The organism is Bradyrhizobium sp. McL0615 (genome assembly GCF_049993905.1).
Classification (GTDB): Bacteria; Pseudomonadota; Alphaproteobacteria; order Rhizobiales; family Xanthobacteraceae; genus Bradyrhizobium.
In genome coordinates this window covers 4,414,707-4,432,395 of the sequence record NZ_CP188254.1, presented here as the reverse complement: position 1 = coordinate 4,432,395, position 17,689 = coordinate 4,414,707, and the positions used below count along the sequence as shown (strand labels likewise).

The following is a 17,689-nucleotide window of genomic DNA, read 5'->3' as shown; positions in this document are numbered from 1 at the left end:
CGACAGTGGGAGATCCGTTGCGCCCACCTATGTCAACGGCCCTTCGGACCGCGCTGGTAGCGAAACCCAGATCCGCCGCTGGCCGCCGCGGGCGCCAAACGTGGTGCTGCCCGATCGTAGGCGAATGCAGAATACGGACCGGTTTGCGAGACAGCTCCGATCGGCGTGCTCTGCTTGGCCTCGTTCGGCCAGTAGCTCTTATCGGTAATGGTCGAGCCTGCCTGTGCAGTCGCGGAGACCGCCACGAGCGGCAACAAGAGGGACATCGTGAGAAGGTGTTTGGCTGACATGTTCCGGCTCCATGATTGTGGAAGCGCCGTCATGTGCGCTTCTAACCATGAGTACGGAGCCTATTGTCAGCTGGTTACAGGCTCACGCCGACGTGAAGCCACCTGATACGTCATCACCAACGCAACAGCCGTGGTCCTAATGCTGCACCTGCTAGAGTGCACAGCACAATCGTTCCGCCGTACCAGACGGCAATAAACGGCAGCGAATCGTCCGCGCAATGGAGCGCATACGCCATTGCGCTAACGCCTCCCGCGATGAGGCCTGCGAACGCGCCGGCCCGCGAAAGATTGGTGGGCGCACCTTTTCGCAAGGCCCAAATTGAAACGGCGAAGGGAACGATTGCAATGATCGGAATAGAGAGAAGGCATTCCAACCATTCATCGCCGACGATCATCTTTTCCCAATGCGACTGGGGTGCGGATCCAAGGCTGACGGCGGCAAGGACCATAATGACGAGAAACGGCACAGCGACAAGCAAGCCGCGCGAGATTTTCCGCTCCCCGCCCGGCCGTGCCAGTCTCGTCAGGTAAAGCAGCGCGAGGCCGACGATCCCGATTGCAAAGGCAAGCTTTATGGCGAGAAACATCAGTGCGCGGGCTGTCATTTGGTCGGCGCGGAAGCCCAAGCCGATAACGGCGACGCCAAACGCTGCGATCGACCCTGCAGCAATTGCCACATAAAGCGTGCGAACGACCGACTTGCGGTCGACCGGCTCAAGGTTAGTACTCAGGAGCGCAACTAGGTCATCCGTCTTCATGTTCGCGTTTCCCGGGCAATCAACGCGGCCAGCGCTTTAAGCCCACGGTGAATATTTACTTTTACTCCCGACTCGGAGAGGCCGCATCTGTTCGCGGCTTCAGCTATGCTCAGTCCGTCAAGTTTTACAGCCTGGATCGAGCATTGCATGCCTTGCGGCAGCCGTTGCATGAGCCGCCTGATATCATATGCGCTTTCGGCGTCGGCACTATCGTCATGCGCCATGACCTCATCAACCTCGTCGAGAGGTACCTCGCTGAACGACACACGATTCCGACGCAGAGAATCGATCAGCTTGTAGCGCGCGATAGCGTGGACCCAAGGCGTGAGTGGCTCCCGCTGATCATAGGTATGCCGCTTGAGATGGATCGCCAGTATGGTCTCCTGAACCAAATCTTCGGCCTCCACCTTCCCTTTGCCGACAGTCACGAGCTTGGCTTTGTAGTAGGCACGCAGCCGCCGGCTCAACCGATCGAGCAGCGAGCGGTACGACGCCGCGTTACCGTCCAGGCTCGCAAGCATCAGGGCCTTGAGTTCGATTTCGAGGGTCGTCATGCCAGCTATCTCATGAGTTCGCTGGCGCGACTGATTTGGTTACAGTCTTCTGCCATTGCGCCGAAGAAAATTCGAGGGTGGCGTGGCGAGTGTCCGGACCCAGGCCGGTCGCCTGCGCGAATAGTCATGATGCCATTCCTTATGCGGCGGGCTCTGGAACCGGTCGCTTTCGTTCGACGGGCTCAGTTGCCGGCGTTGGGGATCGGCTACCGGCATCGTCCGCGTTTCCCAACCGAAAACCCTCCACCAGCGCGTAGATTGCGGGAATCACGATCAGCGTGAGCAGTGTCGAGGAGATCATGCCGCCGATCATCGGCACGGCGATGCGCTGCATGATTTCCGAGCCGGTGCCGGTACTCCACATGATCGGCAATAGGCCCGCCATGATGGCAACTACCGTCATCATCTTCGGCCTCACGCGCTCGACTGCGCCTTCCATGATGGCATCGTAGAGGTCGCTACGCGTCAGGGCGCGGCCTTCGGCTTCGCGCCGGCCCTTGATCTCGGCCAATGCCTGGTTGAGGTAGATCAACATCACGACACCGGTCTCGGCGGCTACTCCGGCCAGCGCGATGAAGCCGACGGCGACGGCGACGGAAAGGTTGAAGCCAAGCCACCACATCAGCCAGAGCCCACCGACCAGCGCAAACGGCAGCGACAGCATCACGATCATCGTCTCGGTGATCGAACGGAAGTTGAGGTACAGCAGCAGGAAGATAATCAACAGCGTCACCGGGACGACGATCTTCAGCCGGGCTGTGGCGCGCTCAAGGTATTCGTACTGGCCACTCCACATGACGTAGTAGCCTGGCGGGAACTGGATGCTGGCTTGCACGGCGCGCTGCGCCTCGGCGACGTAGCCGCCGAGGTCGCGGTCGCGGATGTCGACATAGATGTAGGTCGCTAATTGGCCGTTCTCGGTGCGGATCGAGGACGGCCCGCGCGCCGGCGCGATCTTTGCGACTTCGCCGAGTGGGACGGCGCCGCCGGCCGGCATCGGCACCAAGACGTCGCTTGCAATCGCCTTTGGATTGTCGCGCAAATCCCGGGGGTAGCGCATGTTGACCGAGAAGCGCTGGCGTCCCTCGACTGTCGTCGTGACCGTCTGCCCGCCAAGCGCCGTTGCAATGGTGTCCTGGACGTCCTGGACCATGATGCCGTAGCGCGCCATCGCTTCGCGGTCCGGCGTGATCTCCAGATAGTAGCCGCCGATGCCGCGCTCAGCGTAGGCGGACGAGGTGCCCGGGACCGCCTTCAGAACCTGCTCGATCTGCTTGGCGAGCTTGTCGATCTCGACCAGATCGGTACCGATCACCTTGACGCCGACCGGGGTGCGGATGCCGGTCGACAGCATGTCGATACGGGCCTTGATCGGCATGGTCCAGGCGTTGGAGACGCCGGGAAACTGGAGCGCCTTGTCCATCTCCGCGATCAGGCTGTCGATCGTCACGCCAGCCCGCCACTCCTGCTTCGGTTTGAGATTGACGATGGTCTCGTACATTTCCGACGGCGCCGGATCGGTTGCAGTCGCGGCGCGGCCTGCCTTGCCATAGACGGACTCGACTTCGGGAAAAGACCGGATGATCCGATCCTGTGTCTGCATCAGTTCAGCTGACTTGGTGACAGAGATGCCCGGCAATGTCGTCGGCATGTAGAGCAGCGTGCCCTCGTTCAGATTGGGCATGAACTCTGTGCCGAGCTGCCGTGCAGGCCACGCCGTCACGGCAAGAATGCCAAGCGCAATCAGGATCACCAATATCTTGGCGCGCATCACCGCCTTGATGACCGGCCGGTAGATCCAAATCAGGAAACGGTTGATCGGATTTCTGTGCTCCGGAATGATCTTGCCGCGCACGAACACCACCATCAGCGCCGGCACCAACGTGACCGACAACAGCGCCGCCGCAGCCATCGCAAACGTCTTGGTGAAGGCAAGCGGGCTGAACAGCCGGCCCTCCTGTGACTCAAGCGTGAAGATCGGCATGAAGGATACGGTGATGATCAAAAGGCTGAAGAACAGCGCCGGGCCTACCTGCGCAGCCGCCTCGATCAGGACCGCCACGCGGGATTGCCCGGGCTCGGCCCGTTCGAGATGCTTGTGGGCATTCTCGATCATGACGATCGCCGCATCCACCATCGCACCGATCGCGATCGCGATGCCGCCGAGGCTCATGATGTTGGAGCCGATCCCCAGCAGCTTCATGACGCCGAACGCCATCAATACGCCGACCGGCAGCATCAGAATCGCAACCAGCGCACTGCGGACGTGCAGCAGGAACACGATGCAGACCAGCGCAACGACGACGCTTTCCTCGAACAGCGTGTGCTTGAGCGTGTCGATGGCCGCGTAGATCAGGTTCGAGCGGTCGTAAACCGGCACGATCTCGACCGATTTCGGCAGGCTGCTGGCGATTTCCTTGAAACGCTTCTTGACGTTCTGGATCACATCCAGCGCGTTGACGCCAAAGCGCTGCAGCACGATACCGCTGGCAACCTCGCCCTCCCCGTTCAGCTCGGTGATACCGCGCCGCTCGTCGGGGCCGAGTTCGACTCTCGCGACATCGCGCAGCAGAACGGGCGCGCCGTCATTCACCTTGAGCACGACGTTGCCGAGATCGTTGATACTCTTCAGATAGCCCTTGCCGCGGATGACGTATTCGAATTCCGACAGCTCGACGGTGCGGCCGCCGACGTCGGCGTTGCTGGCGCGGATCGCCTCGCGCATCTTCTGCATGGTAATGCCGCGGTCGCGCATGCGCTGTGGATCGAGGATCACGTTGTACTGCTTGACGAAGCCTCCGACGCTGGCGACCTCGGCGACGCCCTCCGCCTTGGCCAGCGCGAATTTCAGGTTCCAGTCCTGGATCGCGCGGGTGTCGGAGAGGTTGAGCTCCTTCGACATAACCGCATACTGGTAGACCCAGCCGACGCCGGTGGCATCGGGACCCATGGTCGGCGTCACGCCTGCGGGCAGCCGCGAGGCCGCGCTGTTGAGAAACTCCAGCACGCGCGAGCGCGCCCAGTAGATGTCGGTGCCGTCCTCGAAGATGACATAGACGAACGACACGCCGAAGAACGAGAAGCCGCGCACCACCTTCGAGCGCGGCACCGTGAGCATGGCCGTGGTCAGGGGATAGGTGACCTGGTCCTCGATCACCTGCGGCGCCTGCCCTGAATACTCCGTGTAGACGATCACCTGCGTGTCCGAGAGGTCGGGAATGGCGTCGAGCGGCAGATGCGCGAGCGCGTAGAGGCCGGCGGCGGCAGCGAAGGTGGTACCGAAGAACACCAGCAGCAGGTTACGCGCCGACCACGCGATGAGGCGGGCGATCATGGCTGGGTCCCTTCCGCAAATCCCTTCAGCGCCGCCTTCAGGTTGCTTTCGGCATCGATCAGGAAATTGGCTGATGTCACCACCGGATCGGCCTCGGCCAGGCCCTCGCGGACCTCGACAAAGCCTTCGCCGCGATGGCCGAGCTTGACCTCGCGCGGCTCGAACCGCCCTTCCCCCTTGTCAACCAGCACCGCCTGCCGGCTGCCGCTGTCCAGCACGGCGCTTTCGGGAATCGCGAGCACGGATTCTGCACTGCCGGTCTCGATCTCGGCATCGACATACATGTCGTGGATCAGCAGCAAATCCGGATTGGACAATTCGACGCGCACCCGCGCCGTCCGCGTCTCCTTGGTGATCTGCGGATAGATCACGTTGATCTTTCCCGAAAACTCCCGCCCGGGAAAACTCCTCGCACGCACGATCGTGCGCTGGCCGACGGCCACGCTGCCCAGATCGCGCTCGGCAACATCGACGACCGCCCACACCACCGAGTGATCGGCAATCCTGAACAGGACGCCGCCCGGTTGGGCCCGCATGCCTTCAGTGACGTTGCGCTCCAGAACGACGCCGTCACGCGGCGAGGTCCATTCGATCCCGATCGGAACGTTCCGGCCCTTCTCGATGGCGACGATCGCCGCCTCCGGCACATCGAGATTCATCAGCCGCTGCCGCGAGCCCTTGCCGTACGGGCCCTCGCTGCCACCGGTGACTTTAGAACCGAGCGTCGAGATGTATTCGGCGGCCGCCGAAGAGACCGCGGGACTGTAGATTTCCATCAGCGGCTGGCCCTTGACGACGTGCGCGCCGGTGGTGACGTCGGCAACTTTTTGGACATAGCTTTCTGCGCGCATCGCGATCACGGAGACGCGGCGCTCGTCGAGCTGAATGGTGCCGGGAGCGCGGATGGCCGTGCGGATCACACGCCGGGTAGCCGGTTCCGATTTGACGCCAGTACGCTGGATCTTGCCCGGCGACAGCTTGACCGATCCGTCGTCGCTGTCCTCCCCTTCGTAGACGGGGATGTAATCCATCCCCATCGAATCCTTCCGGGGCGTCGGCGAAACGTCCGGCAGGCCCATCGGATTGCGGTAATATTTGATCTTGCGATCCGCAGGCGGCGGAGCCGCCACATCGGCCGGATCGTCGAAACTGACGTCGGCTCCGGCAGGAACGGCGCGGTAGTCGCGGCCATCAGGCGTTTTCTTCGGCGTCAGCGAATAGAAGGGCTTGCCGTCCGGATCCTGATAGTAGATCGCAGCGCCCGGTTCGGCGCGCGCCTGCTCCATGAAAGCTGCGTGCTTCGTCTCTCCACTCGGCCGGAGATAGCGATGCGAGAGGACGCCGGTGATTGCCGCAGCCGTCACGGCAGCGGCGATTCCAATCAGAACCGACCGTTTCATTGGTCGGCCTGGATGACGAGCTTGTTTTCGACCGTGCCGGTTTCACCCTGCACCTTGGCGCCGAGCGACAACTGCCACCGGCCGGCCATGCCGAACGTGGCTTTGAACTGGTAGGTGCCGGGTTCCGTCCCCGGAAGCGGGTCGAGCCTGGTGGCCATCTCAGGCATGCCATCTGGAGCCATATCCAGGCGCGTCGCGAAAATCACCGCGTCCGGAACAGGCTTGCCCTTCGTCTTGTCGACGAGCCTCACGGCGATGGTTTTGTCGGGACCGGCCTTGATGGTCGGTTCGACGAGTTTGAACTCGTAATTCCTGATATCGGCGAACGCGCCGGTAGCGCCGCACGTCAAGACAGCGCCGGTCAGCGCAAGCCGCAGGCTGCGCGAAAACTGATTGGCCTTCATGGTGATAACCCTCGATCTTCTGGTCAGCTGCGAACGCAGCAGGGCGCAGACGTCACAAAACGCCGCGCGCGATTTTTCGGCGTTACGCCGAACGGACCAGGGATCGGGGAGGTTTTGGAGGGGGTGAGTACACGACGCTTTCCACTTCGGGGTCGCTGCCGGGAAGCAGCATTCGAAGTGTAACCGGCTGGATTCCGGCAACGCCGGCCGTCAACGGTGCCTGCAACGTCGTCGACACGCAGAGCGCCATCAACGGGCACTGGTCGCAATCCACAGGCGCCGATTTGTCCGGGCAGCACGGCATGTCGTCGGACATGTCAGCCATATGATCGCCGGACATCGACGTCATCGTCATCGATGCCATTGAATCCGCGTTTGCCCGCGCCGCGAGCGGGGCAAATACGAGGCCTGCGATCAAAAAGACCGCCAGCAGCCGGCAAAGGTGGATGGAGCGCTTCACGGGAATGGTTTTCGCATATTCCGGCCCATGATGGGAAGCCAGGTTCCATCACGAAAGCGCGGGGTTGTTAACATAATCCAATTGGGGCCCATCGCATTGCGTTGGATCAATCTGATCCAGGGCCGCGGAATATTGCCAAAAGCCAGGACATTTTCGCTCGCCCCGGCTTAAAATAGGCGGCCCGCCCCGTCTGCGGCCGGCCCTCAAGCAAGGAGCCCACCATGCACGCCCGCGAAATGATCGGCACCCACCCGGCCGTCCAGGGCCAGATCAACGACGCCCTGATCCGCTGCATCGAGGAATGTTATTCATGCGCGCAGACCTGCACCTCCTGCGCCGACGCCTGCCTGTCGGAGCGCATGGTGCAGGAGCTGACCCAGTGCATCCGCCTGGATCTCGATTGCGCCGACATCTGCAACATCACCGGCCGCATCATGACCCGCAGGACCGGTTTCGATGACGAAGTAATGCGCCGCATGCTCAGCGTCTGCGCCGCCGCCTGCCGGCTGTGCGCCGAGGAGTGCCAGACGCACGCGGCGATGCATGAACATTGCCGCATCTGCGCCGAAAGCTGCCGCCGCTGCATGGAGGCCTGCCAGGAACTGGCCCGCGGCATGGCGCATTAGCGCGCGATGGCTTCGCCCGATCTCAACCCTCGCGGCGAAACACGCTGAACTGGAAAACCTGGTGCGAGCCCCAGGGCGTTGCGTGTTCGTGCCGTTGGGTGTGAACCGGCCGAAACCCGGGCCCCAGCGTCTGCGCCAGGCTCGCGGCGTCGTAACGCGCGACTGGCAGGCCGCTGCATTTTTCAGGGCCGTCCAGCGCAAAGGTGGCGATGATCGCGTGTCCGCCGCTTTTCAAACCGCGCGTGAGGCGCTCGATATAGGCGGCGCGGTCCTTCGCATCGGTGAGAAAGTGGAACGCCGCCCGATCATGCCAGATATCGTATCGCTTCACCGGCTCCCAGATCGTGGCATCTGCCACCAGCCAGTGAACGCGGTCGGCACGCGCACCGAGGCGAGCCTTCGCGGTCTCCAATGCCGCGCTTGATAGATCGAGCACGGTGACATCCGCAAACCCCTGATCGACGAGATGGTCGACCAGCCGCGACGCGCCGCCGCCGATGTCGATGATGGCCGAATTGCTGACCGCGCCGGCCTGCACGATCAGTTCGAGCGACGGCGCCGGGCTTTGCTGAAACCAGCTAACCTCGTTCTCGCCCTTCGTCGAGTAGACGTTCTCCCAATGGGCCTGGCGACCGGCATCTCCCATAAAACACCTCCTGCCCATACATGGTCGTCACTCGCGCCCGCGACAACGACCATGTGCCGGCATTCGCTTCAGCTCTGCTTCGAGAGACGGCGGCAAGGCCAGGCGATAATACATAACCAACCGAGTATGGCTAAGGCCGTGATCTCCTGACCCATGGCCAAAGGTTACGCCATCATATGCGGGAAGATTAGGCCAAGGGACTGTCGTGCGGCCTGACATGTTCCTGCTTGACTAATCCATAGCTCAGCGGCTATGCGTTAAACAATAGCCAAGAGGTTATCGATTCCCGATGCCGAACGCCCATGACGTGCTCTTCAAAACCCTTGCCGATCCGACCCGCCGGGCGATCTTCGAGCGGCTGTGCCGCCAAGGCGAACAGACGGTCGGGGCCCTGACGGCGCAGGCCGGGATCTCGCAGCCGGCCGTCTCAAAACATCTCGGCGTTCTCAAGCACGCCGGGCTGGTGCGCGACCGCCGCGAAGGCCGACAGACGCACTATAGCGCACAGCTCGGCGCCCTGGCGCCGCTGGTCGACTGGACAAGCGAGATGGCGGGGTTCTGGCAGAGGAAGTTCAACGATCTCGAAGATCTGCTCAAACGGATGGACCAATGACCAATACAGCGACCGAAACACGCACTGTCGTCGTCGAACGCGATGTGCCGCATCCGCCAGAAAAGCTCTGGCGCGCGCTCACGCAACCGCATTTGATGGAGGAATGGCTGATGAAGAACGACTTCAAGCCAGTCGTCGGCCACCATTTCAATCTTCGCGGCGACTGGGGCGGCGTGCTGGACTGCGAGGTGCTCGCCATCGAGCCGAACAAGGCTCTGTCCTACACCTGGAATTTCAAGCACGCGGATGCGGCCTTCGATCTGCAGAGCGTGGTGACGTTTACGCTCACGCCAACGCGCACGGGAACGCTGCTGCGCATGGAGCAGGCGGGCTTCCGGCCGGACCAGAAGCAGGCTTTTGGCGGCGCCAAGGTCGGATGGCAGCAATTCTTCGGGAAGCTGGAGGAGGTTTTGGCGCGGGCGGACTGAAATCCGCCGCGGCGCGCTTCAGCTCATTTCACATCAAAGGAGGTCTCATTGAACTGGAATACGTCTATTCGGCAAGTCCACCGCTGGCTGTCGATCGCCTTTACGGTGACCGTCATCGCCAACTTCGTCGCCATGGGATTGGGGGAACCTCCGGCCCTGGTCGTCTACTCACCACTGCTCCCGCTGTTTTTGCTCCTGTTCACCGGTCTGTACATGTTCGTGCTGCCGTATACCGCCAAGTTGCGTGGGGGGCGAGGCGCCGCCGGATAGGAGCGAACCGCGCAATGGTCAGGAAGAAGTCGGCGAAGGTCGCAAAGAAAGCCGCCGCGAAGCGTGGCGATGCGAAGCCGCCCCTCCTCTCAGGCGGCAATCCCCAGATCGCGAAGGGAGACGGCGACGCGCCCGTGCAGGCCTATATCGCGGCCATGCCGGGCTGGAAACGCGACGTCGGGCGCCACCTCGACACACTCATCGTGCGCACCGTCCCCGGCGTGCGCAAGGCCGTGAAATGGAACTCGCCGTTCTATGGCGTCGAGGATCAGGGCGGCTGGTTCCTCGCCTTTCACTGCTTCACAAAGTACGTCAAAGTGACGTTCTTCCGCGGCACATCGCTTCGCCCTCTCCCTTCAGGCGAATCCAAGCACAAGGAAGTGCGCTATCTCGACATTCATGAAGACGATCTCGACGAAACGCAGCTCGTCGACTGGGTTAAACAAGCCAGCCAATTGCCCGGTGAACGACTGTGAGCGCAACGACAACAGCCATGAAGAAAGCGACAATGAAGAAGAGCGGCGCGAACGAAGCAAAAGGCGGAGGCTCTCCCTCCCGGCACATCGATGCACGAATCAAGGAACTGGCCGATTGGCGCGGCGACACGCTCGCGCGTATCAGGAGCGTCATCAAGCAGGCCGTTCCCGACGTGGTTGAGGAGTGGAAGTGGCGGGGCGTTCCGGTGTGGGAGCATGACGGCATCATCTGCACCGGCGAGACCTACAAGGCTGTCGTGAAGATGACCTTCGCCAAGGGTGCCGCGCTGGACGATCCAACAGACCTCTTCAATTCAAGCCTCGAAGGCAACACAAGGCGTGCCATCGATTTTCATCAGGGCGACAAGATCGATGAAAAGGCGTTGAAGGCGCTCGTTCGCGAGGCCGCGGCACTGAACGTTTCGGCGCGCGCTGCCCGGAAGAAACCAAAGAGCGCTTGAGGAGACGGAGGCGTTTCCTCGCTCACTCGCCGGTAATGCCGAGAGCTCGCACGAGCTCACCGCGCGCTTGATAGTCAACCTCGATCTGGCGTTTGAAATCATCAGGCGTACCGCCGACCGCGACCATGCCCTGTTTGTCCAGCCAGGCGCGCATCGAGTCTGATGCAAGTATCTCGTTCATTTCCGTGTTCAAGGTAGCGATCACCGGCTTGAGCGTGTTCTTGGGCAGCATGAAGCCGATATAGCTGATGATCTTGAACTGTGGAAAGGTTTCGCTGATCGCCGGCACGTCGGGCAGCAACGGGAATCGCTTCTCCGACGTGACGCCGAGCACCTTGATCTTGCCCGCCGTCGCCAGCGGCTCCACCGCCGTCGGTGCGCCGAACAGCAGCGGGATCTGCCCGCCCAGGAGATCGTTCACCCCGGCCGCCGTTCCCTTGTAGGGAATGTGGGTCATGGTGAACCCGCCATATTTCTGCAGCATCTCGCCGGCAAGGCGGTGCGGCGTCGAGCTGCCCGAACTCCCAAAGCTCAGATTCTGCGTCTTTTGCTTGCCCAGCGCGACCAGTTCGGCGACCGAATTCGCCGGCACATTGTTGGCCGCGGCCAGCAGCAGCGGCGACCACGAGACGTTGATGAGCGGCTCCATCGCCTTCGAAAGGTCGAAGTGATTGCTGGTGGTGAGGTGCGGATCGATCGCGACCATCGCATCCGTCACCATGAGGATGGTGTATCCATCGGGCTCGGCGCGTGCGGCCGCCTGGGCCGCGATCATGCCGTTGGCTCCCGTCTTGTTCTCGATGACGACGGATACTTTGAGGTTCTCGCCGAGTTGTTTGCCCATGATCCGCGCCAGGGCATCGGCCTGCCCTCCCGCGGAATAGCCCACCAGGATCGTGATCGATCGCGATGGAAATGGTTGCGCCTTGGCAGGCAACGCGACCGCGCTCAGCGCAAGGGCCGCGGTCGCCACACCGAGAATGCGGGCTTTCGCCCGAACCAGTTTGCCGGAAATCATGCTCCGCCTCCTCCCTGACCATGTTGCACTGCGCGAGGCGGTTGGACCGCTCTTGTTCGCTTCGTCTCGTTAGTTTCGTCTTATTCGCTTCTATGCGAGAACGCTCGCAGCGCCCAGCACGCCCGCCGAACGCAGTTCGATGATTTCCTGCTCCGAATATCCGGCCGCGCTCAGAATCTCGTGCGCATGCTCGCCGATCTTCGGCGGCTGGCGGTCGAGACTTGCGCGGTCGCGTCCGTCGCCGAACTCCACCGGAAGCGCGGGGATTCCGACCAGCGGTCCGCCGCCCAGTCCGGATACGGCCGTCGCAAGCAGGCCGCCATGGGCAAGCAGATGCGGATCGTCAGACAATTCGTCAGGCCGTCCGACCCGGGAATAAGCCACCCGCGCCGTTTCGCACTTTTGAAGGATTTCATCGAGCGGCAGTTTCGTGATCCGCCGCTCGAGCTCAGGCAGCATCCACTCGCGCGCTTCGCAACGATTGGCGTTCCCCGCAAGCCGCGGATCGTCGCGCCAGTCGTCGAATCCAAAAGTTTCGCAGAAGCGTTGCCAGTGTCCGTCCGACGTGCAGCCGATAAAGACCTGGCCGCCGTCGGAAGCGGTGAAAACATCGTAGACGCCCCAGGCGTTCTTGCGGGCCGGCATCGGCGGCACAGGTCCGCCGATCACGGCGCTGCCGACCACTAACGCACCGAGCATGAACGTCGCGCTCTCAAACAGAGAGCTGGCCACCTTCTGTCCGGCCCCCGTGACGTCGCGCTCGCGAAGCGCTGATAGCGCGGCAACCACGCCGAACACGCCGCCGAGAATGTCGATGACCGGCGCTCCGGCACGCAACGGCCGGCCCGGCGGCCCGGTCATATAGGCGAGGCCGGACTGCATCTGCACCACCTCGTCAAGCGCGCCGCGGTTCTCGTACGGTCCCTTGAGGAAACCTTTCATCGAGAGGTAGACGAGGCGCGGGTTGATCTGACGCAGATCCTCCCAACTGCATTTCAGTCGCTCGATCGTGCGGGGGCCAAAATTCTCCAGCACGACATCGACGTCCCTGACCAGCCGATGCACGATCGCCTGTCCCTCGGGCCGTTTCAGGTCGATCGCGATCGAGCGCTTGTTGCGGTTGTAGGTCGCGAAGAATCCGGCGGCGAAGCCCGGCAGCCGCCGGGTCGGATCGCCGTCGACCGGCTCGATCTTCACCACGTCGGCGCCGAGATCGGCAAAGACGACGCCGGCGCACGGCCCCATGATGGTGTGGCCGAAATCGAGCACCTTCAGGCCCGCCAGGGGCTTGGAGGAAGTCGTCATGCAGCCCGTCTCCTGAATGCGGCGAGCGTTCCCGATCGCAATGCGGCGCTCGGCAGCCGGTGTCCGACGATCCGCTCGGCAAGCCGCCCGGCCTCGATCAGCGCCTCGATGTTCAGGCCCGTGGCGATACCCATCTCCTCGCAGAGCAGTGCGAGTTCTTCGGTGGCGATGTTGCCCGGCGCACCCGGCTGGCCGGCAAATGGGCAGCCGCCGAGGCCCGCCACCGCGGCGTCGAACGCGGTCACGCCGAGGCGCAGGCCCTCATAGGCGCAGGCGATGCCCTGCCCGCGCGTGTCGTGCAGATGAAGGGCGATCCGCAATTCGCTCCAGCGGTCACGAACGGCGCCGACCGCGGCCGCTATTCGGACGGGCGTTGCCCAACCCATCGAATCCGCCAGCGCAACGTCCTGCACCTCCACGCCGGCCTCGCGCGCGATGACAAGTGCGTCCGCGACCGTCTCGACGACCTGTGCCGGTGCGATGTCTCCGGCGAAGTTGCAGCCGAACGACGCCATCACGATGATCTTGCTGATCGGCACGCCGGCTTGCCGATGCGCACGCACATATTTGCGCATCGCCTCGATCTGTCCGGCGCGATCGCGATTGAGGTTCCTGACCGCGAATGGCTCGGATGCGCTCATCGAAATGAAGCCGGCAAGGGTCAGCTTGTCCCTGAACGCGAGCGCGCGCTGCAATCCGCTTTCGTTGAACCACAGCGCGGAATATTCGACGCCTTCACGCGGGGTGAACCCTTCAATGACAGCTTCGGCGTCGGCCCAGCCCGGAACATGCTTGGGATTGACGAAAGAGCCGACTTGAATCCGGCGAAGCCCGCACGCGGAGAGCGCGTCGATCAGCGCGATCTTGTCCGCGGTTGCGATCGGACCTTTTTCGATTTGAAAACCTTCGCGAGGCCCCTCCTCACTGATGACGACGCTATCCGGTAGATCCATGCGCCGAGCTCCCCGGGTGGTCTTTATTGGTTCTGACTCCAGCTTGCCGCGCCCATAGACATCTGACAAATATAATATGAAGATCATTCTGTTCTGATAATTAGATGCGAGGGCAATTTCAGTGGCGCTCGGATTGCGGCAGCTCCGGTATTTCATCGCCATCGCCGATGCCGGCGTGCTGTCGCGCGCAGCGGAGACGCTCAATGTGGCGCAGTCGGCGCTGAGCCATCACGTCGCCGCCCTCGAAACCGAGCTGGGCGTCAAACTGCTCGAACGACGGCCGCGCGGAATCGCGCTGACCGCGGCCGGCCGGCGGCTCTACGAGCATGCCAGCGCCGTGCTGTCGGCGCTCGACAAGGCGGAAGAGGACGTGCGGACCTATAACGAGGCCGCGACCGGTCCGGTCTGCATCGGCCTCAGCCATACCGCGCTCTCGATGGTCGCGCTCGACGTCATGAAGGCAGTGCGAAAGAACTCCCCGGGCGTGCATCTGACGATGGTCGAGGCGCTGTCGCCGGCACTGGTCGAGCGCGTCTTCTCAGGGACGGTTGATCTCGCGCTCGCCTATAACCCGCCGAGAGATGCCCGCCTGGATGTCGAGTTGCTGCAGGAGGAAGACCTCTATCTCGTCGGGCATCGGAGCCTGATCGGCCGGTCATCCAGCCCGATCGCCTTCTCCGCCATTCCGCAACGAAGCGTGGTTGGACTGACGCCGATGCCGGCATCGCGCGCCATCATCCAGACCCAGGTGCTCCGCAATCAGATCACGCCGAGCGAGACGCTCGAAGTCGATTCATTGTCGGCCTTGCGAATGGCGCTCGAGGCCGGGCTCGGATGCGCGATCCTCTCCCGCGCCACCGTCCTCGCCGACCTGGCGGCGGAGAAATATCACGCGCGCCGCATCATCGATCCGCCGCTGGCGCGCTCCTGCGCGCTGATTTCACTCGCAGACCGGCCGCAGACCAAGGCGTTCCTCGAGGTTCGCAAGACAATGGTCGAGGTGGTCCGCGCCGCCGTCAACGAAGGGCGCTGGCCCGCAAAAGGAGATGGCCGGCGGAGCAAGCGCACCGCGATCTAGCCGTGCGGACTGCAGAAGCGAACCCGTCGCGCGGGGTGCCCCGCACGCCGAGCGGCGCGAGCGCGTTCATCACCGCGCTCTTCGATTCAGCAGGCCTGCCTAAAAGCGACCTATCAACAGCCGTTTTTCGGCCATTTTTGAAAAGCCGGTAGTTGCCATTCAGTTACACAACTTCTGCTTTAAATCGGTTATGTTTCAGGTGGAAGTTGGAATCAAGCGCAGTCTCTCACAACAACATTTCGGCGGTCGCGGGTGCATCTATCAGTTCAGATAGATCAAGAAGCGACGGTGGAGAAAACGCGATGAAGAAATTTCTATTCGCTAGCGTTGGATCAGCAGTCTTGTTGAGCATGGCCGCTCCCGCATTGGCTGCCGATATGGCCGTCAAGGCAGCGCCGCCCCCGTTTGTGGCCCCGATTTACAGTTGGGCCGGCTTCTACATCGGCGGCAACGGTGGTTGGGGTTCGAGCCACAAGTGCTGGGATGTAACGAACTTCCCCGGTGCAACTGTCGTGCCCGCCTTCCGTGAAGGTTGTCACGATGCGACTGGCGGAACGGCTGGTGGTCAGATCGGATACCGCTGGCAGGCCAGCAATTGGGTGTTCGGTCTGGAAGCGCAGGGCAACTGGGCTGATTTGACCGGATCCAATGTTAGCGTTTTCGTTCCCCGTTGGACTAACAATTCCAAGATCGAAGCGTTCGGCTTGTTCACCGGTCAAGTCGGGTATGCCTGGAACAACGTGCTTTGGTATGTGAAAGGCGGCGCGGCTGTTACCGACGACAAATTCCGCGGGACGGTGACGACAGCACCATTCCAAGGCTTCGTTTTCGATTCGGCGAGTGAAACACGCGGGGGTGGTGTCGTCGGAACGGGCATCGAATTCGGATTCGCACCGAACTGGTCGGTTGCGATCGAGTACGATCACCTGTTCATGGGTAACCATAGTAACAGCTTCACGTCGGCAGGTGTTTTGGGTGCCGCGGTCATACCGGTCGGCGGCGTATTCCGCACTGACTCTATCCGCCAGGATGTGGACCTCATCACCGCTCGCATCAACTATCGCTTCAACTGGGGCGGTCCAGTCGTGGCTAAGTACTGATCTAGTTTCTATCTGCAGCAAACTTAAAGCCCCGGCTGGCATCATCCGGGGCTTGCTGCAACCGCTTCGTCCGCCGGCCGCAGGCTGGCGTATGGATCCGTATCATAGATGCACTTGCCGCCGCGATGCGGCTGTCCAGGTGATCGCCCGCGTTCGTATGGCTCCCGGCGACGTTTAACCAGGCGGCATTCGCTCGAATGTCTGCAGCGAGGAATCCATCACGTCCCAGGCATGGCCGCGGATGCCGTATGTGACCAGTTGCGGATTGAACTGGCTCGGGTCGTCAAGGCTGGTCGCGTGAACCGCTATCAGCTCGGGCATCGCGACGAATGTCAGGTAGACCGGCGTTCCGCAGGTCGGGCAGAAGGCGTGGTCCTTTTCGTTCCCGCTGTCGCCTGCTACCCGCCAGTTTTTCGCTTCGCCCGCAATGCTCATGTCGGCTCGCCGGGAGAAGACCAGATAGGATCCATGCCCGGAGCCGCTTCGCTTCTGGCAATCGCTGCATTGACAGTGGCTCTCGACGATGGGTTTGCTGCTCGTCTCATAACGGATCGCGCCGCACGCACATCCGCCGATATAGGGCTTGGTCATGGTCATTCTCCCGGTCCTGAGTGATACGGCAGGGATCAAGCCGATTTCGGTTTGGCGAAAACGTCGAGGCCCTCGCCGGTTTCCAGCAGGGATTTCAGGCTGGCGAGAACGACCGGCCAACCCTTGCTGATACCAATCGCCATCCCGCTGCCGGCGACGAGTTCATCATGGGTGACGGTCAGCCGGACCATGTCGTCGTATTCCTCGATCTCGAACGTCACCCGGCTGTAGGCGGAAGGATCAGCGGCCTGCGACGCATTCGCCCAGGTGATGACGAGACGGGCTGGCGGCGAGACTTCGATCACCTTGCCGACGAGTTGGACGGTCCGTTCATCATTGGCGCGGACGTGCTCCCATTTCGATCCGGGATTCCAGTCAGAGACGTTCTCGTGGCCCCAGTAACGCCTTGCGATCTCCGGTTTCGTGATCGCTGCGAACACTTTTTCCGGCGTCGAGCGGATATAGGTCACGTAGACAAAGCTGGTCGTCTCTTTGGTCATCGTCATTCTCCTTCGAGTTCTTTCTTCAGATCGTGCAGCAGGCTGAGCCGCTGTCGTTCGAATTTCCGCACCCACCGCTCGTAGACCTCGTGAAGCGGCACGGGGTTGATGAAATGCAGCTTTTCCCGGCCGCGCTTGACCGTGCTCACCAGATTGGCCGCCTCCAGGATTTCGAGGTGCTGCGTGGTCGATTGCCGGGCCATGTCGAGGTTTTCGCAAAGCTGGCCGAGCGTCTGCCCGTTCTTTTCACAAAGAAGGTCAAGCAGCTTTCTGCGTGTCGGGTCGCCCAGCGCTTTGAAAACCTTGTCGGCCTGCATTGGTCTCGCTCTTATCGAGAATATAATATGCAGGTAAATACCTGCATGTCAAGCAGCGACAACCAAGTCTGCAATCAGGCCATTCGTCAGCTTGCGGATCAGGACGA

At 62.0% G+C, this 17,689-nt stretch carries 22 protein-coding genes; 8 read left to right on the top strand and 14 right to left on the bottom strand.

The annotated features are described in order from the left end of the window. Positions 1-32: 32 nt before the first annotated feature. From ACPPVP_RS20895 to ACPPVP_RS20865, 7 genes are all read right to left on the bottom strand, one after another. Positions 33-290, bottom strand: a complete 258-nt coding sequence (locus ACPPVP_RS20895; RefSeq protein WP_426523945.1) for a hypothetical protein — start codon at positions 288-290, stop codon at positions 33-35. A 113-nt stretch (positions 291-403) separates the two neighbouring features. After that, positions 404-1,048 (bottom strand): NrsF family protein, encoded by a 645-nt coding sequence (locus ACPPVP_RS20890; protein WP_426523943.1) that lies wholly within the window; start codon positions 1,046-1,048, stop codon positions 404-406. Next, positions 1,045-1,602 carry a sigma-70 family RNA polymerase sigma factor gene (locus tag ACPPVP_RS20885; RefSeq protein WP_426523941.1) on the bottom strand — a complete coding sequence of 186 codons (558 nt, stop codon included), beginning with the start codon at positions 1,600-1,602 and terminating at the stop codon, positions 1,045-1,047. The genes ACPPVP_RS20890 and ACPPVP_RS20885 overlap by 4 nt, the downstream gene beginning before the upstream one ends. 139 nt (positions 1,603-1,741) lie before the next feature. Next, a complete protein-coding gene (locus tag ACPPVP_RS20880) occupies positions 1,742-4,936 on the bottom strand; it encodes an efflux RND transporter permease subunit (RefSeq protein WP_426523939.1) in 3,195 nt (1,064 codons plus the stop codon). After that, the gene (locus tag ACPPVP_RS20875) at positions 4,933-6,336 is read right to left on the bottom strand and encodes an efflux RND transporter periplasmic adaptor subunit (RefSeq protein WP_426523938.1); all 1,404 of its coding nucleotides are present in this window, start codon (positions 6,334-6,336) and stop codon (positions 4,933-4,935) included. The genes ACPPVP_RS20880 and ACPPVP_RS20875 overlap by 4 nt, the downstream gene beginning before the upstream one ends. Further along, on the bottom strand, positions 6,333-6,740 hold the full coding sequence (locus ACPPVP_RS20870) for a FixH family protein (RefSeq protein ID WP_426523936.1): 408 nt from the start codon (positions 6,738-6,740) through the stop codon (positions 6,333-6,335). Before ACPPVP_RS20870 ends, ACPPVP_RS20875 begins: the two co-directional genes overlap by 4 nt. An 82-nt stretch (positions 6,741-6,822) precedes the next feature. Beyond that, positions 6,823-7,200, bottom strand: coding sequence for a hypothetical protein (locus tag ACPPVP_RS20865; RefSeq protein WP_426523934.1), 378 nt, complete (start codon positions 7,198-7,200; stop codon positions 6,823-6,825). Between the two features lie 221 nt (positions 7,201-7,421). Here ACPPVP_RS20865 and ACPPVP_RS20860 point away from each other — a divergent pair, with 221 nt between their 5' ends. Further along, complete coding sequence (locus ACPPVP_RS20860) at positions 7,422-7,826, top strand: four-helix bundle copper-binding protein (protein WP_426523932.1); 405 nt, start codon at positions 7,422-7,424, stop codon at positions 7,824-7,826. Positions 7,827-7,848: 22 nt separating this feature from the next. On the opposite strand, the gene ACPPVP_RS20855 is transcribed toward ACPPVP_RS20860, so the two are convergent. Then, on the bottom strand, positions 7,849-8,472 hold the full coding sequence (locus ACPPVP_RS20855) for a class I SAM-dependent methyltransferase (RefSeq protein ID WP_426523930.1): 624 nt from the start codon (positions 8,470-8,472) through the stop codon (positions 7,849-7,851). Positions 8,473-8,761: 289 nt separating this feature from the next. Between ACPPVP_RS20855 and ACPPVP_RS20850 the strand changes: the two genes are divergently transcribed. The 5 genes from ACPPVP_RS20850 to ACPPVP_RS20830 are packed head-to-tail and all read left to right on the top strand — an operon-like array spanning position 8,762 to position 10,720. Next, the gene (locus ACPPVP_RS20850) at positions 8,762-9,085 is read left to right on the top strand and encodes an ArsR/SmtB family transcription factor (protein WP_426537633.1); all 324 of its coding nucleotides are present in this window, start codon (positions 8,762-8,764) and stop codon (positions 9,083-9,085) included. Beyond that, entirely contained in the window at positions 9,082-9,513 is a 432-nt protein-coding gene (locus ACPPVP_RS20845; protein ID WP_426537631.1) for an SRPBCC family protein, read from the top strand. Before ACPPVP_RS20850 ends, ACPPVP_RS20845 begins: the two co-directional genes overlap by 4 nt. Before the next feature lie 48 nt (positions 9,514-9,561). Further along, positions 9,562-9,783: a hypothetical protein gene (locus ACPPVP_RS20840; RefSeq protein WP_426537629.1), complete on the top strand. Its 222-nt coding sequence runs from the start codon at positions 9,562-9,564 to the stop codon at positions 9,781-9,783. Positions 9,784-9,797: 14 nt separating this feature from the next. After that, positions 9,798-10,259 carry a DUF1801 domain-containing protein gene (locus tag ACPPVP_RS20835; RefSeq protein ID WP_426537627.1) on the top strand — a complete coding sequence of 154 codons (462 nt, stop codon included), beginning with the start codon at positions 9,798-9,800 and terminating at the stop codon, positions 10,257-10,259. 17 nt (positions 10,260-10,276) lie between these two features. Then, positions 10,277-10,720: a DUF1801 domain-containing protein gene (locus ACPPVP_RS20830; RefSeq protein ID WP_426537625.1), complete on the top strand. Its 444-nt coding sequence runs from the start codon at positions 10,277-10,279 to the stop codon at positions 10,718-10,720. 22 nt (positions 10,721-10,742) lie between these two features. Here the strand turns inward: ACPPVP_RS20830 and ACPPVP_RS20825 are convergent, their stop codons facing one another. The 3 genes from ACPPVP_RS20825 to ACPPVP_RS20815 form a co-directional block, all read right to left on the bottom strand. Beyond that, complete coding sequence (locus ACPPVP_RS20825) at positions 10,743-11,738, bottom strand: Bug family tripartite tricarboxylate transporter substrate binding protein (protein ID WP_426537623.1); 996 nt, start codon at positions 11,736-11,738, stop codon at positions 10,743-10,745. Positions 11,739-11,828: 90 nt separating this feature from the next. Beyond that, positions 11,829-13,043 (bottom strand): CaiB/BaiF CoA transferase family protein, encoded by a 1,215-nt coding sequence (locus ACPPVP_RS20820; RefSeq protein ID WP_426537621.1) that lies wholly within the window; start codon positions 13,041-13,043, stop codon positions 11,829-11,831. Next, positions 13,040-13,996, bottom strand: a complete 957-nt coding sequence (locus ACPPVP_RS20815) for a hydroxymethylglutaryl-CoA lyase (RefSeq protein WP_426537619.1) — start codon at positions 13,994-13,996, stop codon at positions 13,040-13,042. Before ACPPVP_RS20815 ends, ACPPVP_RS20820 begins: the two co-directional genes overlap by 4 nt. A 121-nt stretch (positions 13,997-14,117) precedes the next feature. Between ACPPVP_RS20815 and ACPPVP_RS20810 the strand changes: the two genes are divergently transcribed. Together ACPPVP_RS20810 and ACPPVP_RS20805 are read left to right on the top strand one after the other, a co-directional pair. Then, positions 14,118-15,074: a LysR family transcriptional regulator gene (locus tag ACPPVP_RS20810; protein WP_426537617.1), complete on the top strand. Its 957-nt coding sequence runs from the start codon at positions 14,118-14,120 to the stop codon at positions 15,072-15,074. Between the two features lie 302 nt (positions 15,075-15,376). Next, entirely contained in the window at positions 15,377-16,174 is a 798-nt protein-coding gene (locus ACPPVP_RS20805; RefSeq protein ID WP_426537615.1) for an outer membrane protein, read from the top strand. A 174-nt stretch (positions 16,175-16,348) separates the two neighbouring features. On the opposite strand, the gene ACPPVP_RS20800 is transcribed toward ACPPVP_RS20805, so the two are convergent. Genes ACPPVP_RS20800 through ACPPVP_RS20790 form a run of 3 tightly spaced genes read right to left on the bottom strand, consistent with a single transcriptional unit; the run spans position 16,349 to position 17,582 of the window. Then, entirely contained in the window at positions 16,349-16,765 is a 417-nt protein-coding gene (locus ACPPVP_RS20800; RefSeq protein ID WP_426537613.1) for a GFA family protein, read from the bottom strand. A 35-nt stretch (positions 16,766-16,800) separates the two neighbouring features. Then, a complete protein-coding gene (locus ACPPVP_RS20795; protein WP_426537611.1) occupies positions 16,801-17,265 on the bottom strand; it encodes an SRPBCC family protein in 465 nt (154 codons plus the stop codon). 2 nt (positions 17,266-17,267) lie between these two features. Continuing rightward, complete coding sequence (locus tag ACPPVP_RS20790) at positions 17,268-17,582, bottom strand: ArsR/SmtB family transcription factor (protein ID WP_214490792.1); 315 nt, start codon at positions 17,580-17,582, stop codon at positions 17,268-17,270. Positions 17,583-17,689 lie beyond the last annotated feature (107 nt).

Coding starts and splice junctions, on each gene's coding strand:
- ACPPVP_RS20820 (WP_426537621.1), bottom strand. CDS start 13,043: ATGACGACTTCCTCCAAGCCCCTGGCGGGCCTGAAGGTGCTCGATTTC.
- ACPPVP_RS20875 (WP_426523938.1), bottom strand. CDS start 6,336: ATGAAACGGTCGGTTCTGATTGGAATCGCCGCTGCCGTGACGGCTGCG.
- ACPPVP_RS20800 (WP_426537613.1), bottom strand. CDS start 16,765: ATGACCAAGCCCTATATCGGCGGATGTGCGTGCGGCGCGATCCGTTAT.
- ACPPVP_RS20855 (WP_426523930.1), bottom strand. CDS start 8,472: ATGGGAGATGCCGGTCGCCAGGCCCATTGGGAGAACGTCTACTCGACG.
- ACPPVP_RS20845 (WP_426537631.1), top strand. CDS start 9,082: ATGACCAATACAGCGACCGAAACACGCACTGTCGTCGTCGAACGCGAT.
- ACPPVP_RS20895 (WP_426523945.1), bottom strand. CDS start 290: ATGTCAGCCAAACACCTTCTCACGATGTCCCTCTTGTTGCCGCTCGTG.
- ACPPVP_RS20870 (WP_426523936.1), bottom strand. CDS start 6,740: ATGAAGGCCAATCAGTTTTCGCGCAGCCTGCGGCTTGCGCTGACCGGC.
- ACPPVP_RS20835 (WP_426537627.1), top strand. CDS start 9,798: ATGGTCAGGAAGAAGTCGGCGAAGGTCGCAAAGAAAGCCGCCGCGAAG.
- ACPPVP_RS20880 (WP_426523939.1), bottom strand. CDS start 4,936: ATGATCGCCCGCCTCATCGCGTGGTCGGCGCGTAACCTGCTGCTGGTG.
- ACPPVP_RS20825 (WP_426537623.1), bottom strand. CDS start 11,738: ATGATTTCCGGCAAACTGGTTCGGGCGAAAGCCCGCATTCTCGGTGTG.
- ACPPVP_RS20830 (WP_426537625.1), top strand. CDS start 10,277: ATGAAGAAAGCGACAATGAAGAAGAGCGGCGCGAACGAAGCAAAAGGC.
- ACPPVP_RS20860 (WP_426523932.1), top strand. CDS start 7,422: ATGCACGCCCGCGAAATGATCGGCACCCACCCGGCCGTCCAGGGCCAG.
- ACPPVP_RS20805 (WP_426537615.1), top strand. CDS start 15,377: ATGAAGAAATTTCTATTCGCTAGCGTTGGATCAGCAGTCTTGTTGAGC.
- ACPPVP_RS20850 (WP_426537633.1), top strand. CDS start 8,762: ATGCCGAACGCCCATGACGTGCTCTTCAAAACCCTTGCCGATCCGACC.
- ACPPVP_RS20885 (WP_426523941.1), bottom strand. CDS start 1,602: ATGACGACCCTCGAAATCGAACTCAAGGCCCTGATGCTTGCGAGCCTG.
- ACPPVP_RS20890 (WP_426523943.1), bottom strand. CDS start 1,048: ATGAAGACGGATGACCTAGTTGCGCTCCTGAGTACTAACCTTGAGCCG.
- ACPPVP_RS20815 (WP_426537619.1), bottom strand. CDS start 13,996: ATGGATCTACCGGATAGCGTCGTCATCAGTGAGGAGGGGCCTCGCGAA.
- ACPPVP_RS20795 (WP_426537611.1), bottom strand. CDS start 17,265: ATGACCAAAGAGACGACCAGCTTTGTCTACGTGACCTATATCCGCTCG.
- ACPPVP_RS20790 (WP_214490792.1), bottom strand. CDS start 17,582: ATGCAGGCCGACAAGGTTTTCAAAGCGCTGGGCGACCCGACACGCAGA.